This is a genomic window from Bradyrhizobium ottawaense, assembly GCF_002278135.3.
In the GTDB taxonomy this organism is placed as follows: domain Bacteria; phylum Pseudomonadota; class Alphaproteobacteria; order Rhizobiales; family Xanthobacteraceae; genus Bradyrhizobium; species Bradyrhizobium ottawaense.
In genome coordinates, this window is sequence record NZ_CP029425.2 from 622,461 (window position 1) to 638,236 (window position 15,776).

16 protein-coding genes are annotated in these 15,776 nt (G+C 60.0%); 1 reads left to right on the forward strand and 15 read right to left on the reverse strand.

Translation table 11 applies throughout. The features are described 5' to 3' along the window. The first annotated feature begins 6 nt into the window (after positions 1-6). The gene (locus CIT37_RS02890) at positions 7-924 is read left to right on the forward strand and encodes a c-type cytochrome (RefSeq protein WP_095425380.1); all 918 of its coding nucleotides are present in this window, start codon (positions 7-9) and stop codon (positions 922-924) included. Positions 925-932: 8 nt separating this feature from the next. Here the strand turns inward: CIT37_RS02890 and CIT37_RS02895 are convergent, their stop codons facing one another. From CIT37_RS02895 to CIT37_RS02965, 15 genes are all read right to left on the reverse strand, one after another. Next, complete coding sequence (locus CIT37_RS02895) at positions 933-1,343, reverse strand: c-type cytochrome (protein WP_095425381.1); 411 nt, start codon at positions 1,341-1,343, stop codon at positions 933-935. Continuing rightward, the gene (locus CIT37_RS02900) at positions 1,324-2,208 is read right to left on the reverse strand and encodes a cytochrome c oxidase assembly protein (RefSeq protein ID WP_095425382.1); all 885 of its coding nucleotides are present in this window, start codon (positions 2,206-2,208) and stop codon (positions 1,324-1,326) included. Before CIT37_RS02900 ends, CIT37_RS02895 begins: the two co-directional genes overlap by 20 nt. Continuing rightward, positions 2,196-2,459 (reverse strand): hypothetical protein, encoded by a 264-nt coding sequence (locus tag CIT37_RS02905; RefSeq protein WP_152036313.1) that lies wholly within the window; start codon positions 2,457-2,459, stop codon positions 2,196-2,198. Before CIT37_RS02905 ends, CIT37_RS02900 begins: the two co-directional genes overlap by 13 nt. 74 nt (positions 2,460-2,533) lie before the next feature. Next, positions 2,534-3,136, reverse strand: coding sequence for a cytochrome c oxidase subunit 3 (locus CIT37_RS02910; protein ID WP_095425384.1), 603 nt, complete (start codon positions 3,134-3,136; stop codon positions 2,534-2,536). Beyond that, positions 3,133-5,046 carry a cytochrome c oxidase subunit I gene (ctaD, locus tag CIT37_RS02915; protein ID WP_095425385.1) on the reverse strand — a complete coding sequence of 638 codons (1,914 nt, stop codon included), beginning with the start codon at positions 5,044-5,046 and terminating at the stop codon, positions 3,133-3,135. The genes CIT37_RS02910 and ctaD overlap by 4 nt, the downstream gene beginning before the upstream one ends. After that, entirely contained in the window at positions 5,043-6,017 is a 975-nt protein-coding gene (gene coxB, locus CIT37_RS02920) for a cytochrome c oxidase subunit II (RefSeq protein ID WP_095425386.1), read from the reverse strand. Before coxB ends, ctaD begins: the two co-directional genes overlap by 4 nt. A gap of 32 nt (positions 6,018-6,049) precedes the next feature. Beyond that, entirely contained in the window at positions 6,050-6,607 is a 558-nt protein-coding gene (locus CIT37_RS02925; RefSeq protein ID WP_095425387.1) for a c-type cytochrome, read from the reverse strand. A gap of 73 nt (positions 6,608-6,680) precedes the next feature. Continuing rightward, positions 6,681-6,845, reverse strand: a complete 165-nt coding sequence (locus CIT37_RS02930; protein WP_174719450.1) for a hypothetical protein — start codon at positions 6,843-6,845, stop codon at positions 6,681-6,683. A 377-nt stretch (positions 6,846-7,222) separates the two neighbouring features. Continuing rightward, a complete protein-coding gene (locus CIT37_RS02935) occupies positions 7,223-7,534 on the reverse strand; it encodes a hypothetical protein (RefSeq protein ID WP_152036314.1) in 312 nt (103 codons plus the stop codon). A gap of 374 nt (positions 7,535-7,908) precedes the next feature. Further along, on the reverse strand, positions 7,909-10,197 hold the full coding sequence (locus CIT37_RS02940; protein WP_095425388.1) for an nSTAND3 domain-containing NTPase: 2,289 nt from the start codon (positions 10,195-10,197) through the stop codon (positions 7,909-7,911). 303 nt (positions 10,198-10,500) lie between these two features. Next, entirely contained in the window at positions 10,501-11,043 is a 543-nt protein-coding gene (locus CIT37_RS02945) for an SOS response-associated peptidase family protein (RefSeq protein WP_244611358.1), read from the reverse strand. Between the two features lies 1 nt (position 11,044). Further along, the gene (locus CIT37_RS02950; RefSeq protein ID WP_161966319.1) at positions 11,045-13,558 is read right to left on the reverse strand and encodes an AAA family ATPase; all 2,514 of its coding nucleotides are present in this window, start codon (positions 13,556-13,558) and stop codon (positions 11,045-11,047) included. Further along, complete coding sequence (locus tag CIT37_RS02955; RefSeq protein ID WP_152036315.1) at positions 13,533-13,757, reverse strand: hypothetical protein; 225 nt, start codon at positions 13,755-13,757, stop codon at positions 13,533-13,535. Before CIT37_RS02955 ends, CIT37_RS02950 begins: the two co-directional genes overlap by 26 nt. A gap of 250 nt (positions 13,758-14,007) precedes the next feature. After that, positions 14,008-14,448: a hypothetical protein gene (locus tag CIT37_RS02960; protein ID WP_095425390.1), complete on the reverse strand. Its 441-nt coding sequence runs from the start codon at positions 14,446-14,448 to the stop codon at positions 14,008-14,010. After that, positions 14,445-15,689 (reverse strand): recombinase family protein, encoded by a 1,245-nt coding sequence (locus CIT37_RS02965; RefSeq protein ID WP_244611359.1) that lies wholly within the window; start codon positions 15,687-15,689, stop codon positions 14,445-14,447. Before CIT37_RS02965 ends, CIT37_RS02960 begins: the two co-directional genes overlap by 4 nt. Between the last annotated feature and the right edge of the window lie 87 nt (positions 15,690-15,776).

Consider the following 15,776-nt stretch of genomic DNA (forward strand, 5'->3'; position numbering starts at 1 on the left):
AACCGGATGCGCGCGCGTCTCTTGTTGATCCCAGCGGTCCTTGCCGGCTGCGCCGCAACAGTTGCCGGCTGGTGGATGAGCGCGCCACAGCGCATCACCGCGGCCGAAGCGCGGGTCGTATCCGAGACGGAAGGAGATCCCGAGCGCGGCAAGCTCGTGTTCGCGGCCGGCGATTGCGCGTCCTGCCATGCCTCGCCAGGCCAGTCTGATCGTTCGCGTCTTGGCGGCGGGATAGCGTTGGCCTCGCCGTACGGAACGTTTCGCGCGCCCAACATCTCGCCTGATCGGATCGACGGCATCGGAAACTGGACCGCCGAGGATCTCGCCAATGCACTGCTGCGCGGCGTGTCTCCGGACGGAAGCCACTATTATCCGGTCTTTCCCTACGTCAGCTTCACCCACACGCAGCCCGAGGACGTCCGGGATCTCATGGCCTATTTGCGCACGCTGCCCGCGGTGAAGGGACGGCCGCCGAATCATGAGATCAATCCGATATTTCGCATTCGCCGTGCCTTGGCATTCTGGAAGATGCTGTACTTCAAGCCTGGCCCGATCGCGCCAGACCCGGCGCGGGACGAGAAGTGGAATCGCGGGCGCTATCTGGCCGAGGCGCTCGGCCATTGCGCGGAATGCCATTCCACGCGCGACATGCTGGGTGGGATCAAGCCGAGCACGCGCTATGCCGGCGGGCAGGATCCTGCCGGCACCGGCTTCTATCCCAACATCACGGCGGCGCGTCTCGGCGACTGGTCGGAAGCCCAATTGGCGGCGATGCTGAAAACGGGGAACACGCCAAATCACGGCCGCGTCGGCTCGTCGATGTCCGACGTCGTCACCAATTTGGCCGTGCTGCCCGAAAGCGACCGGGAGGCGATTGCCTCTTTCGTGAAATCCTTGCCGTCACGGCCGACGCCCAGCCCTTGAGCACGGCTTCACTGCGCAAAAAGGTAGGCGGCGACGTCGCGTGCCTCGCCTTCCGTGATGCCGGTTGCGGGCATCGCGGTCCGGGGCGAGAACGCTTGTGGTGTTACCATCCATTGAATCAGATTGTCCGGCGTATTGCTCGCAACGCCTGCTATGTAGACGCGCGCCCGAAGGCCGTCGAGCGGACCACCGACCTTTCCGTCGCCGCCGGGAATGCCTGAGATGGTGTGGCAGCCGGCGCAGCCATAGCGGCGGATCAACTCCGGGGCGCGAGTCGGATCGCCCCCGGTCATGGCGCGGGCGATGTTCTCCGTCTGCTGGCGCCCACTCCACGCGAAGCCGGCTCCGACGGCTGCGGCAACGAGGAGGCCCGCTGTCGTCAATGCGAGAGCCGTCCACTTAGGAAGCGTGAAGCGCATCGGCTCTCTCCCGGTCTTGGCCGGCCCGTCGGATCCAGAGCGCGATTAGCGCGAGCGCGGCGCCCGCATAGATCGTTCCGGCCGGTACCCACATGATGATGCCGGCCAATTGCTGGTCCTCGAGTGGTGTCAAACCCCAGACCGCAGCGGCGTCCGCCTGCTGCCGGTAGAGCAGGTGCGGGGCCAGTGCCATCAACGCGCCGAGGATACTGGTGTGGAGCATGGTGACGAACACATGCCAGGCGGCGCTGCCGGTGTCGCTCCGCCGGAATACCGACCACCAGAACAGGATAGCGGTCAGAAAGAAGCTCAGATGTTGCAGACGATGCAGAAGGATATTCTCGACAGCAGCATCGAACAGCGCCGGCGCGTGCCAGGCCCAGATCGCGATCCCGTGCAGCACCGTCGCATTGCGGCCGGTGCTCGAGAAGGCCCACAGCTTTGTCGCAAGCGCATGCCGCATTGCGCGGCCGATCGTCAGCCTCAGCCGTCGGGGCAGGCTCCAGAGCAGCGCTCCAACCGGACGCGCAATCACCAGCAGGGGCGCCGCCACGGCCATCAGGATCTCGTGCTCGATCATGTGGAATGAGAGGAGGCGCTCTCCGATCCAATGCAGCGGTGACACCAGCGCGCCGGCAAGCGTCAGCCAGCCTGCAGCGCAGACGACGTCCTGCCATATGCGTTTGCGCCCTTTCGTTGCCAGTACCAGCCTGCCGATGCCGTACATGAGCCCAAAGGTGATGAGCGGCGCGACGATCCACGGATCGAACGTCCAGCTCGGTGCTGCAGCCTCCGGCGGTGCCCCATGCGCATAGACCGCGTGCGGCACCCACCAGGCAATCGTCGCAAGGCCTATTTTTCGCATCCGCTCAACACCACGGCCGCGACGCCCTGCATCAGCAGGGCGAAGGTGAAGACGCTTGCGGAAAGCGTACTGACGATCCCGCCTAGATGGGCATTCCTCTGCTCGGCTGCCACGCCAGCGACGCGGCGCAGGGACCACCAGGAGGCCAGGCCCGACGTTGACGCGAGCGCCGCTCCGACGAATGAGATGATGGCGGACAAAGACAGCTGGGAGCGGCAGTCGGCGTAGGGCAGGATCTGTCCAAGCTGCATGTTCACAGCCCAAGTCAACGCGGCGAACCAGAGACCCGCCCAAATCGAGAGATAAGTAAAGAACCGTGACGCGTTCATAGCCGTGCCAGCCAATAGATGCAGCCATAGATCGGAAGCCAGGTCGCGACGACAAAGTTCCAATACATGGCGTTGTCTTGGACGTCGCCGAACCTCCGTTTATTCGGGCCGTGCCGCGTGAACATGAGCACCCCCAGCACGAGAGTGTCGACGAGGTCAGTGATGATGTGGGTGGTATGGAGGCCCAGCAGTATCCACACGACGGAGCCATAGGCATTGCTGTCCCAGCTGACCTTCAGGGCCGGAAATTCGAAGATGCGCACGATCAGGGGGACGATACCGAAGATCGACATGATCACCATCCCGATTTGCACCTTGCGCAGATCCTGATGCTCGGCCCAGCGCGAGATCAGGATGTTCGGAACGAGGCTGATGCCTAGGATCAAGGTCACCAGGGTGCCGGGAAGCAGGTCGGGAGCCGGCGCGTTGATCGGCCAGACAGTGGCCAGGCTCATCAGATAGAGATAGACGGCGATGGTGAGCGCGAAGCCGGTGGCCTCGATCAGCATAAAGGCCAGCGTTCCCCACCAGGTGACGCTCGCCGTGCCCATGCCATGCAGTGGCAGGCGGCCGAGGTCGAGCACGATCTTCTCTCTCATGACTCATCCTCCGGCGTGCCCTTGGGCCAGAACCAGCCGATCAGCGCGACAGCGATCGGAATGGAGCCCCAGACGACGGCCCAGGGCGAGAAGATCGACCAGATCAGCATGATCGTGGTCGCGACCGCTGCCAGCAGCGGCCAGATCGAGTTACGTGGCGAGGCTTCACGCGCCTGCGGTTCGGCGGCGGCGAGCGTGGTCACGATCAGTTCGCGGCGATCGGTGCGCAAGCCATCAGCGACAGGCAGGGTGTCGCGCTCGTCCCACAATGGATGCAGACTGCCAACGACCGGGATCATCGCGAAATTGTAGCTGGGGGGCGGCGATGTCGTTGCCCATTCCAGCGTCGGCGCATCCCAGGGATTGTCCGGCGCAACCTCGCCGAAGCGTGCGCTCTTGAGGACATTGATGAAGAACAGCAGGAATCCGGCGGTGAGCACGACTGCGCTGAGGCTGATGAACACATTGAGCCCGTGCCAGGGCAGGTCGGGCTGATAGGTGTACACCCGGCGCGGCATGCCTTCGAGACCGAGGATGTGCATCGGAAAGAAGGTCGCGTTGAAACCGACGATGATGAGCCAGAACGACCACCGCCCGAGTGTTTCGCTCATCATGCGTCCGGTCAGCTTTGGAAACCAATAGTGGACGGCACCCAGCAAGGGAAACACGGCGCCGCCGATCAGCACGTAATGGAAATGCGCGACGACGAAATAGGTATCGTGTACCTGGGTATCGAACGGGACCGACGCCACCATGACCCCCGTCAGCCCGCCGATGACGAAGGTCACGATGAATCCGATGATGAACAGCAGGGGTGTCTTGAACACCGGCCTGCCGTCCCACAGCGTGGCGAGCCAGCAGAACATCTGGATGCCTGCGGGAATCGCGATCGCCATGCTGGATGCGGTGAAGAAGCTGTCGCCGAGCCGGGGCAATCCCGCTACGAACATGTGATGCACCCAAAGCCCGAAGGCGAGGATGCCGGTCGCAATCAGCGCCATCACCAGTCCGAGATAACCGAAGGCGGGACGTCGCGCGAATGGCTCGATCATAGTCGAGACCATGCCGGCGGCGGGTAAGAAGATGATGTAGACCTCGGGATGGCCGAAGAACCAGAACAGATGCTGCCACAGCAGCACGTCGCCGCCTTCGGCAGGATTGTAGAAATGCGTGCCGAAGAGGCGGTCGAGGATCAGTCCGGTGCTCGCAATCATGATGGCCGGCATCGCCATGATCACCAAGAACGACGTCACCAGCATGGACCAGACGAACAGCGGTATGCGGTCGAGCGTCATGCCGGGTGCACGCTGCTTGAAGATCGTGACCACCAGCTCCACCGCGATGGCGAGCGCCGAGAGCTCGGTGAAGGTGATCATCTGAGCCCAGATGTCGGCGCGCTTACCGGCACCGTATTGCGGGCCGGACAGCGGCACATAAGCGAACCAGCCGACGTCGGGCCCCATGTCGAGCGCGAACGCGATCCAGAGCAGCGCACCGCCTGCCACATAGATCCAGTACGAAAATGCGTTCAGGCGCGGGAACGCGATGTTGCGCGTGCCGACCATCAGCGGCACGAGATAGACCGCCACGGCTTCCATCACGGGCACGGCAAACAGGAACATCATGTTCGCGCCATGCATCGTGAAGATCTGGTTATAGCGGTCGGGGCCGATCAGGCGTGCCTCCGGCTGGGCGAGCTGGAGGCGCATCAGCGCGGCGAGCACGCCGCCGAGAGCCAGAAAGACGAAGGCGGTGAAGATGTAGCGGCGGCCGATGATCTTGTGGTCGACGGTCGTAAGTGCGCCCCAGAAGCCGGGCGGGGTCTTCCAGGTTTCGGCCAGCGTGCTGGTCAGGCGCGTGCGCTCGATATCGATGTCGCGCGTATCAGGCGCCGTCGCGGGGCGGGTCATTTCAGGCTCGCCAGATATGCGGATATCGCGCGCAGCTCGTCGGGCTTCAGCGGCACCAAAGGCATGTTGTTGCCGGGCTTGATTGTCTGCGGATCGGCGATCCAGGCCGCGAGCGAGCCGCGTGTAGTCTCGAACATGCCGGACGCGATGGTGCGGCGGCTGCCAACATGGGTGAGATCGGGCCCTGTGGTGCCGGCCGCCGCAGTGCCGCGAACGGTGTGGCAGGCGGCGCATGGCTTCGTCAGAAACGTCTGCAATCCGGCAGCGGCTTCCTCGTCAATCGGTGGAGTTGCCGTCTGTCGCTGTGCGGCCGCCCATCTCTCGAAATCCTCTTGCGGTTCGGCAATCACCAGGAGCGCCATATGGGCGTGCTGCATGCCGCAGAACTCGGCGCATTGACCGCGATAGACACCGGCGCGCTCAGCGCGGATGGTGAGCTCGTTGGACCGGCCGGGAACGAGATCCTGCTTGCCTGCGAGACTCGGGACCCAGAACGAGTGGATCACGTCGAGGCCTTCGAGCTTGAGGCGTACGTTGCGGCCGACCGGAATGTGGATCTCGTTGGCGGTCTCGAACCGCTGGGATGGATGGGGGCCGATATATTCGAGCCCCCACCACCATTGCAGACCGCGCACCCGGATCGTCAGATCGTCCTGACCGGCCACATTGAGCGTGCGGGTCGCAATGAAGCTCAACACGGTGAAAGTGCTGATGATGAGAATGGTGGCGACGACGGCACCGGTGACGGCCAGGGTCATGCGTCGCTCGCGCACCGGTTCGGGAGTGGTCGGATGCGCATCGCGTGTCCGCCACAAAGCCGCGATCAGCGCGACCATCACCAGCATCCAGACCACAGAGCAGACCGCGACGATTAGAATGATCAGATGTTTCAGGCTGATCGCCGCGCTGCCTTCGACATCGAGCACGGATTGCCAATTGCCGCCGCATCCCGTCAGTGGGACGGCGAGCATCGCGCTCAAACCGACTCTGGTGGCGGCGCGGATCACGGTGTCGGTCCCTGGTCAGGATGCACCGGCGAGGGACCTTCGTCGAACAGTAGCTTGGCCGGTGCGCGATTTTCGGCTGGCCGCGTCTGCTTCTCGTCGTTGCGGCTCGGTGCGGCGGTCTTGCCTTCGTAAGAGCCGATGGTCTGCACGTAGCCGGCGAGCTGCCAGATCTGATCCGTCGTCATCTTATCGCCGAACGCGGGCATTCCATGCGGCCGCCCGTCCCGGATCGAGGCGAAGATCGAGACCAACTCGGGGCCGTAATACCACCAGCCGTCGAGAAAGGCTGGGCCGCTGCCGCCTTGGCCGTCGCCGTGGCAGCTCTTGCAGCCGAACCAAGTATAGAGCCGCTTACCCTGGCTCAGATTATACGCATTGGCCTCGTAGGGTTTGCCGAGCTTAAAATACACCTCCGGCGGCGCGCCGCCGATGCGGCTCGGCATCAGAGCGATCTTGTCGAGCGCATCGGCAACGGGCGGGTCAAGCCGCAACTGCCGCTCTTCCCGTTGGCATCCCGCCAAAGCGGCTGAAACACCAAGGAGAACGCCGGCCATCCGTTGCATCTGTTCGCTTGAATTGAGGAACTGGTAGCGTAAAGCGACTCGCCGAACCAAGGTTCCTAGCGCCCTAAATTGGCGTTGTCGCCGAGCACGTTGCGGAGGCGATGGCGACCGCCGAAACGCCGCCCGCGTCGTGCGTCAGCGCAATCTCGCCCTGCTGGGCATGGCGAATGGCAGGCGCCATGAAACGCAGGCGGGCGTCCCCGTGACTGCGCCCCATCTGGTCGGCCATGCTGACCGCTCGGCATGGTGGTGCTTGACGGACGCCGCGTCGCCGCTAAACCCCGGCGCCAGAAGGGCCTGTGAGCCGGGGATGCGTCTTCATGCAGCCTGCCTCCGGCCGGGGATGGTTGCTGTCGTCACCACGCTTTGAGCGTGATGATCACGCTCTTTGCCGCAGAGCAGGATTAACGCGTCCGGCAAAGGGCTTTTGGGCCCGCGGTCGAATTGCTGAGATCAGCAGGCCGCTGCGACCCCGCCAGTGCCGTTTTGCGGATCGGCGGCGTCGTTCTGCCTATTCGGCTGACCGCTGCGATGTAGGCCCGCATGCTCGAGCCGTAGCGCGATCCAGCGGGCGAGACAGCGCCAGGGATCGTTCGTAGAGGGGGGTCAAAACGGTCTTCTGTTTGGGAAGTACAAGGGGGGACCGGTGTATGTCACGCCATAACTGGGCTCTTTCATACGTGCCGCTGGTTTGGGACCTGCTATGTGAGCGATTTGCGTGCCTTCCATCCGTTCAATTAAGATATTGAAATCAAACAAGTTTTTGAAGATGGCTCGAGCGGTCCAATAGAGAATGTTCGAGCCCGGGTTCTCTCCCTCCGCCATCCCACCGAAATGATCTCGTACTTCGATCTGGAGGGAGCCATAAACGCGGCCGTTTTCCTGCTTTTTTACCGACGGAGCAGTCCGCTCACCCATCCAAGCTATCGCCGGATAGGTCCGGAGAACCGAATTTTCTCCGAATCTTAGAACCCGCAAGATCGGTCCAGTACGGGATTTCCGGGAAAACCAACGGCTTATTTGAGTCGCGTTTTGAATCTCTCTCGCCCGACCAAGCGGTCATAGCGGAATTTGTTAGTTCGATGCCGGCATCGGCTTGAGTGACTCAGTTACAGCAATGAAGTCATTATACTTTTGTCCCGGTGGCCGGCCGCTTAGGCCCAATCATCGACCTCAGCCGCTGTCCAGCACGTTGACAAGATACCGAGCCGGTCGACGTCAGGCGCGTATGCTGCGGCCAGGGTCGATTACCACCGGGCGGTTTTGACGCCCTACGCTGGGCCGTCAACGGATCAAAGCAAGCTGCCAAAAAGCCGATGCACAGCGTCGATATCGTCGGGACCGGCTGAATTGCTTTGAGAGATCGGCTGATAGTCGTCATCAACGCCCTCGTCCATCGACTTTCGGGTTTTCTCGATAGCCACGTTCAGCCGCTTGATGACGTTTTTGAACACTTGTTTGTGCGACTTCTGGATGTCGCGAAGTGTGTCACGCATGCTTTCGAGATCCGAGAGCTCGTTGCAGTCCTCCACTTCATCGAACACGCCCTTCCGTCGGTAGTCCTGATATTCAGTCGCAAAGCGAGCCTCACTTTTCGCTGTCCAGCCCGAGGCCGTTGCTCGATAATCGAAAACTGACCTCCAATCATAGGTTCGAGCCTGGCCAAGCATTCCCAGAACAATGTCCATTATTTCGGCATGAAGGTCGGCTCCGCCGTTAGCGTAAACCCACGCCGACGTTTCGAGGGTACGCAACACCTCGAGCATACCCGGGATAAAAACACTAAACGATTTTTGCAGGTGGTCATAAGCCAACGAGACTAAGCCCAGGAGTTCCATGGACTTTGTGTCGTCGGCCCACCGTATGATCGTGCGCAAGCGGCTATCCGGAGCGTCGTCGATATAAGTGCCAGTCGCACGACCGTTGCTGTCTTTATGCCAGCGCAGATGCGGCACTGTGATGACGCGCTTCAATGCCTCAAGCAACGGCAGACTGGGCATCAAGATCGCGTTGAGAGTCTCGGAATCCCGTTCCTTCTGCAAATCACGCAGTACTCGAATTTGGGAGAAATGAACGGCGGAACCGATAAGGTCGTGGCCATACTCTGCATTGTTCCGAAACAGGTTCTGAACGAAATCGCGAACGGACGCGTTAATAAAGCTGACCTTCCGGTCGGAAAATTTAACAAATGAACCCTCTAAATTGTTGAGAGAGTGTTTGAAGTCATTCGCAGTTGTCCGGAAGTTGTACTTTTTTGATTTGAAGTCATGGAGCGTTCGCCACGCGGCTTCCAGGACATCGACTTCAGCGCTCCATTGCACGGTAGCTAACGTGAAGAGGATGTTGCGGCCAGCCTCTGAAATCTGATTGTCGAATGCGTGGGCCCAAATTTCTCCGGGATTGTTCAGAAGGGCGCTAACGTGTTCCTGATAGCCGCTTGCCGGGATATCTTTGACGCGGGCGTAGCCGGAAAGCCATTCGATAAGCCGCGGATTGAAATTTCGATGGCGAATGACCCGAATGTAAAATGCGCCTTGCACGATTGCCGCTTTATACCCGGCAGGAAGCTCACTAAAAAAGAGGTGGTTGTAGAGGATACGTGCTTTCTGACCGAACGAATAATCACGGAGCTCCAATAGGCACCGGTGACTAATGAGTGATCCGTGGCGTAGTCGTTCTGATGAACTCAGCGCCGTTCGTAGAGTATGCTCGCGGGTGGTCAGGATAAACCGACTTGCTTTCGATCGACGTATTGCCTCCATGAAGTGAAGGAGTGCAGCGTCCTGATTCTTGGCCAGCAATTCCGGACGTTCTGGAAGAAATGTTTCTCCTAAGAAATCGTCAAAGTAGAAGATCTGCTTTGCGGTCGGGTCAAATAGCCGCTTGCCTTCTTCAATTCCCCCTTCAATTACGACAGGTCGGAAGCCTTGCGCCAGATGCGCGAAGAGCAGCATTTCAGCGAGCGTCGTTTTTCCGATCCCGGGCTCGCCCGAAATGACCACAACACGGCTGTCATCTAGTATTTGTTGGGCGCGAGGGAACGCTTCATTCTGGACGAAAAGCGGCACCTTGCGATTGACGCGGTCGACCTCGAATTGGGTTTGAGAGTGTTCGGCATTGTGCAATACCCTTTGCATGACGGCTGTGCTGGTAAGCCAGAGCTTGAAATTGGCAGTCTCGACGGCCTTGTGCCGTCGTAACAGGCTGTTGAGCCGATCCCTGCCAAAAACGTCGGACTGCCGCTTCAAGTACGGTTTAAAGAGCCCGACAAGGGTTTTCACATTGGCTGGTGTCAATCCGAGGGATGTTGCTAATACATAACGTTGTGGCGCGAGGAGACGTACTTTCGGCAGCTCCTCCTTCTTCAAATGCGCGAGCAATTTAGAAAAAGTGGTCTGCGGAAAGTGCTTGCATTGAACGAGCGCTTCTTTCTTTGAGTCTGAAAAGGCTCGTAGATCGATTCCCGCGTCAGGGCCTGGCGTGAAAATCTCAAGATCGGACTTCCACTCGGCGCGGAGTAAATCGGCGACAAGCTGTTCAAAGTCGAAGGCGGATAACCGCTTGAAGTCATAGGTCGGCATCGGAGCGGTCCAAGCGAGCGGTTAGTTGGTTTGGCCACTTTGCAGCCGCCAAGAGGCTTCCTGCCTATTGAACACGTAGGCGGGGCGGAGAATCGTCGAGATTGGCTGATACATGGGTGCTATCTTTCTAAGAGGTAACCCGTCGGATGAATGGAATTGAGTGCAGTCTTCCTTGTTCGCGCAACGCGTAAGTTCGATCGGTGCGCATCAGGCATCGATTTTTGAAGCGATGCCGCCTCGTCCCACGGCGCTCGCATCCAAAGATCATATTCTTCAGGTGTAGTGAGAATGACCGGCATAGTCTTAGCGCGAACTGGCGCGACCACGCCATCCGCCGGGCACGTTGGAGACGCACAAATAAAATGGTTTCCCTCGGTCGGATTGGCCTTGGTGCCGCGCGCCTCGCCTCCAGCCGGTCCAAACTCCCGCAAAGGAAAAGACAGGCCGCGATGGCTTGAGCGCGAACCAGACCACGTCCTTTTTCCTATCTATGGCGTGCTTAAAGCCGTCGGCGTTCTTTAGCGACGCCGGATTGGGCTTATCGTTGCGCTCCGAAATGCGGGTCGCCGGCAAGAGGCAGCGGTTCTCGCGTTTGAGCCAATGGCGCCAATGCGGAGATGTCGGATTGCGGATGTTGGTATTGATGCCACGATGTTGCGGTGGATTGGGGAGGCCCCACCGCATCTTGATCAGCTCGCGCTCGCCGTCGACGTTTTGAATGATTGGCGCTTCCCAATCGGGAAACACTGCCGGCATGCCGGGCAGATTGCCTGCGGCATCACGCGGGACGCGAAAGAGCGCCTTGATGGCACCCTGATTGGTGGTGATGCTGTAGAGCGTGCACATGCTACGGAAGGTAGTCCTTTTTCAATCGATTTAAGTCGCCGGCGGCGACTTTGAGTTGGGCTGTGGACGGCGGCGTATCGTCATGAGGCCCCGGAGTGACGTAACCATAGGCGGCATTGAGTTTGCCTCTGTGAGAAGGGTCTAGGGTCAGGAGCGCAAGTGCCTGGGCACTGAAGTCGCCATAGGCTTTGCCGTCGTAGTCAGTAATCGAGGCCATGGCGTCGCCGTTGGCATGGCGCGACTTCACGATAAGTTCCTTGCAGAAACGCTCGATAATCCGGCGCAGGCGCGTGGCGCCTTCTTTTCGCTGCTCGCTGTCTTGAGAATTGATGAACGGGCGGGCTTGCGCGAGCATGGTCGCGAGGGCATCGCCTTGGCCGCGAATCTCGCTTCCGGCAACGGGGTTCTCGCGCACGATCTGGAATTGGGCGGCACCGCGGTGCTCCCAGCGGTGGCCAATGTCCTTCCAGCTTTTATGATCTTGGGTGATGACGACGACTTGTACACCTGCATCCAGCAGCGCTTCGATGACGGAAGATGCAAAATTGGGACGAAAATCGTCGTCGCTCGTGAGAACAGGATCGTCCAGCACGACGAAGCCGGCTCCGCCGTCAATGGCGCGGGCAAGAAAGAGCGACAGGCCTAGGCAGTGAAGTTGCGATTGACTGAAGACCGCAACCGCATCGCGTAGCTTGATATCGCTGCGATCCTCCTTAGCGGAAAGCGCGACTTTGACGTCGACCGTTCTCCGTGTCTTGGTGCCGCGGCGCTGGACCCCACTGAAGAAAGTCGGCTCGCCGGGGCGAAGTCTCTCCCACCAGGCAAGGACTTGAACGCTGAGGTCGCTGAATTTCTCGTCGGCCACTTTGCCGATAGCGACGTCGATCTCGCGGAGCGCTTTCTCAAGGGCCTTGACGGTTTGCTGGTGCTCACGGAGCTTATTGAGAGCTTGGAGCGCGGCGGCGGGGTCGCGCGCGAGGGCGATAAGCTCCTCCCATCCGGTCGTTTGAACACTCTGGTCGACGGCCGCCATTATGGCGCCGCTGATGGTGTCGACGGCGGCTGTGTAGGACGCCGTCGCAGTTTCAAGCTGAGCAAAACGATCAGCAGCATCCGCCACGCCGTTAAGAAGATCGGTGTCGGTGTCCCATGCCGCGATACCATTGATTGCGGCTTCGATGCCGACGCGCAATGCCGCGATGTGGTCGCAGTATCTCTTCGTTGTACGCCACAGCGCGCGGGAGGCCGCGGCCCAACGGCGCGACCCTTCGGCATGACCCGAGAGGGCTTCCGCGCGCCTAACCGTAAATCCCCGCGTTCGTCTGTCGGCGGCTGTAACCGTCGTAAACCGCGGCAGCGCCGCGAGAGCTGCGGTGCTCAAAGTCAGCAATTGGGCATTGGTCGCCCGTAGCGCTTCAAGCGCGGCCTTTTCGGCAGCTTGATAGGCTTCATTGGCGGTCAGCTGCTCTTTCAGGAAGGCAACGCGCTCCGGGGTAAGCGTGCTGGCCGTCCCGCAAAGAGGACAGTCTGTTGGTTCCGAACACGCGTGAATGGTCGGAATGGCAAGCGCACTTTCAAAAAGGGCGACAAGCCGCTGGGATTCGCTCGAAATCGCAGCTTTCTCGCGGCGATAGATGGTCAGTGCATCCGCAAGGCCACCGATCGGATCAGTCCACGGAGCCAGCGGCTTACGAGAGAAAAGCTCAATTGGAAACGCCTGCGCCCGGCGGCCCGTGAGTTCCGCGTCAAGTTGCTCGATACGTTCGATGAAACTCGCTTTGGCGGTAACGCCAATCGAGTCGAGGATGGTCTGTATGGCAGTTGCGAGCGCGCGCTCGATAGTCTGCTTTGTTTTCGCGTTGCGGATGGCCTTTAACACGGTCGCCAATTCCGCTATGTTCCCCAAGGCGGACAGGTGCTTGATTCCGGCGCACGAAGGTGCGGGAAGTTCTGCAGGAAGCATCGACACCGATGCCCGGAAATCTTCGAGGTCTTGCGTATCGAGCACGGCGCGAAAGTATGCCGCGCGTTCCGTGGGTGACGCCGTAAAAACGTAACTAAGCGTGTGCTGGGCCAGGACGGGAGCGCGCAAAGGCGGATGGAGAAGGCGCAAACCGAGGCGCGCTTCCACATCGGACTCGCTGCACCCAGCGCCATCGATTTCAAGCTTGCTAACGCAGTCTGTACTGCCATCGTAATCGGTAGTCAGCGTGCGACGGAGCCGGCGGCAGACTCCATCGGGACAGACAAAATGAGCTTCGACGAAGACCGCCACTGAGTCCGGGATGTGGGCGTTGCGGAGCGCGCGAGAGAATTCGTCTTTTGCGCTCGCCAGCAATTCGCGCCGCGCGATGTGACCGGTGAGTAGGAACTCGATCGCTTCGGCCAGGCTGGTTTTACCTTGGCTATTCCCGCCCCACAGAGCGACGACCGACTCCGGCAGCGTGAAGGATTGCAGGCTCGCGCCGAAACCGCGGAAGCCTTGAAGATCAATCTGTCGAATGCGGTGCTTCATCTTGGCTCGCCTTCTTGGCAGCATGATCTTTCATGGCCGACAACATGCGTTCCTTCGCCTGATCATGAGGACTCGTGCGCCATGCATCTAGCAACGCGGCGGCGAGCGTGTCGGGCTTCAAATAGCTCTGAAGCCGATCGAAATTCGATAAATCTGGAGCGGCTGGAGGTTGTTCTGGTGGGTCAATCGTCCCTGACATCGGGTGGTCCTCTTTCTGGGAGACTTTGCGAGAGGGAACAACCCGTAGGCGAGTCCCTGCAAGGCTAAAATCAGAAAGAGGGCAAGGCCTCCGCAGATACCCACAGCCAGTTCTGGGTTAGTTTAGTCCCTGATAGGCTTAGTGACTTACCAGTTGGACTCGATGTTCCATAACATCCCGATGAGCGAAGCCATCTGGCCAAAGAACTGTTCTCAATCGGAACAGTTCTTTTCGACTGCGCGTACCGGTCCTAATTGGTCTCGAATAGTCTTCGTTGCTGGTCCCACTCGGCCGGAATGGATTTCAACAGCTGCGCCAAATCGAGTCCGTCTGGCTGAAGGCCATTCAGGATTGCATCGGTGAGGGTCGGCGAGAGCAGGGTGAGCCGAAGCACGCGGCAGAGATAGGACTCGTTGATTTTCTCCGCCTTCGCCAGCTCGCGCACCGAGGCAAAGAGGTTTGTTTCGAGCATGTTACGCCAGCGATGAGCCCGCACCACGGCCTTGACCAGCGTATTGTCGACGTTGGGCTGCGGAGGTGACCAGGAGGGTGAGTTCGCGGGTGTTACCACGCGCTTGCGGCCGCCCTGACGACGGAATGAAATCGGGATGCTGACGACAATGGTGCGACCATCGCGGCTCAGCTTGGGCCTGCCGATCTCGCCAAGCGTCATCGTCGTCGGCCGGTTCATTCGGCGGCTTCCTGGAATGTAGTCTGTGGCTGCAATTCCGAGGAGAGCGAGGTTAGCCCTTCGATCTTCAAGGTGATGTCGAGCTTCTCCGCCCCAAGATCGATTCGCTCCACAAGCAGTTCAATGACGCGGGCCTGCTCGGCAGGAAAAAGCTCGTTCCAGAGCTCGTCAAACCCGAAGAGCGCGTTGCGGACCTCGGTCTCGCTGATGTCAATCCGCTGCTTGCGCAAAGCGCTCCAAGTCTGGACGATGATTTCCGGCGTTTGCAAAAGCAAGCGAACTTGGTCGACAATGATCCGCTCGAGTTCGGCCGCGGGTGCCAATTTGACCGGGCAATCCGATCGACCGTGCTTCATTGCCGTTTGGCTGATGTAGTAGCGATAGAGGCGACCAGACTTGCGGGTGTGTGTCGGCGACATCGCGGCGCCGTCGGGCCCAAACAGCACACCTTTCAGGAGTGCGGGGGTCTGCGCGCGGGCGTTGCCGGCACGTTTGCGCGGGCTTACCTTCAAAATGGCATGGACCTGATCCCAGAGCTTGCGATCGATAATCGGCTCGTGTTCGCCGGGATACGCGGTGCCTTTGTGGACCGCTTCGCCAATGTACACGCGATTGTTGAGAATCTTGTAGAGGACGCCCTTGTCCAATACATGCCCATAACGATTCCGCTCGCCAGCTGCGACGAGTTCGCGGGCTAAGAGAGTTGCGGATTTGAGCTGCACGAACCGCCGAAAAATAGCTCTGACCCGTTCGGCATCGGCTTCGTGAATCAGCAACTTGCGGTCGCGGACTTCATAGCCGAGCGGCGTCCAGCCGCCCATCCACTTACCGCGCTTGCGAGAGGCCGCGACCTTGTCGCGGATCCGCTCGCCAATCAGTTCGCGCTCGAACTGGGCGAAAGTCACCAGGATGTTCAGCGCCATGCGGCCCATGGCATCCTTGGTGTTGAAGGATTGGGTGACGGACACAAAGGTCACCCCATAGCTTTCGAACAATTCGACAAGGTTGAGGAAGTCGAGCATCGACCTCGAAAGCCGGTCGATCTTGTAGACAACAATGACGTCGATCCTGCCTGCTTTGACGTCTGTCAGAAGCCGCTTCAGCGCCGGTCTTTCGAGCGTGCCACCCGAGAAGCCACCGTCATCATAGCGATCCCGGACGGGTGTCCAACCCTCAGCTCGCTGGCTTGTGATGTAGGCCTCGCAGGACTCTCGCTGCGCATCGAGCGAGTTGAAGTCCATGTCGAGACCTTCCTCGCTCGACTTGCGGGTATAGACCGCACAACGGACTTTTCGGGCCGAAGATCGGTCCAACCCTGATGGGTCGAA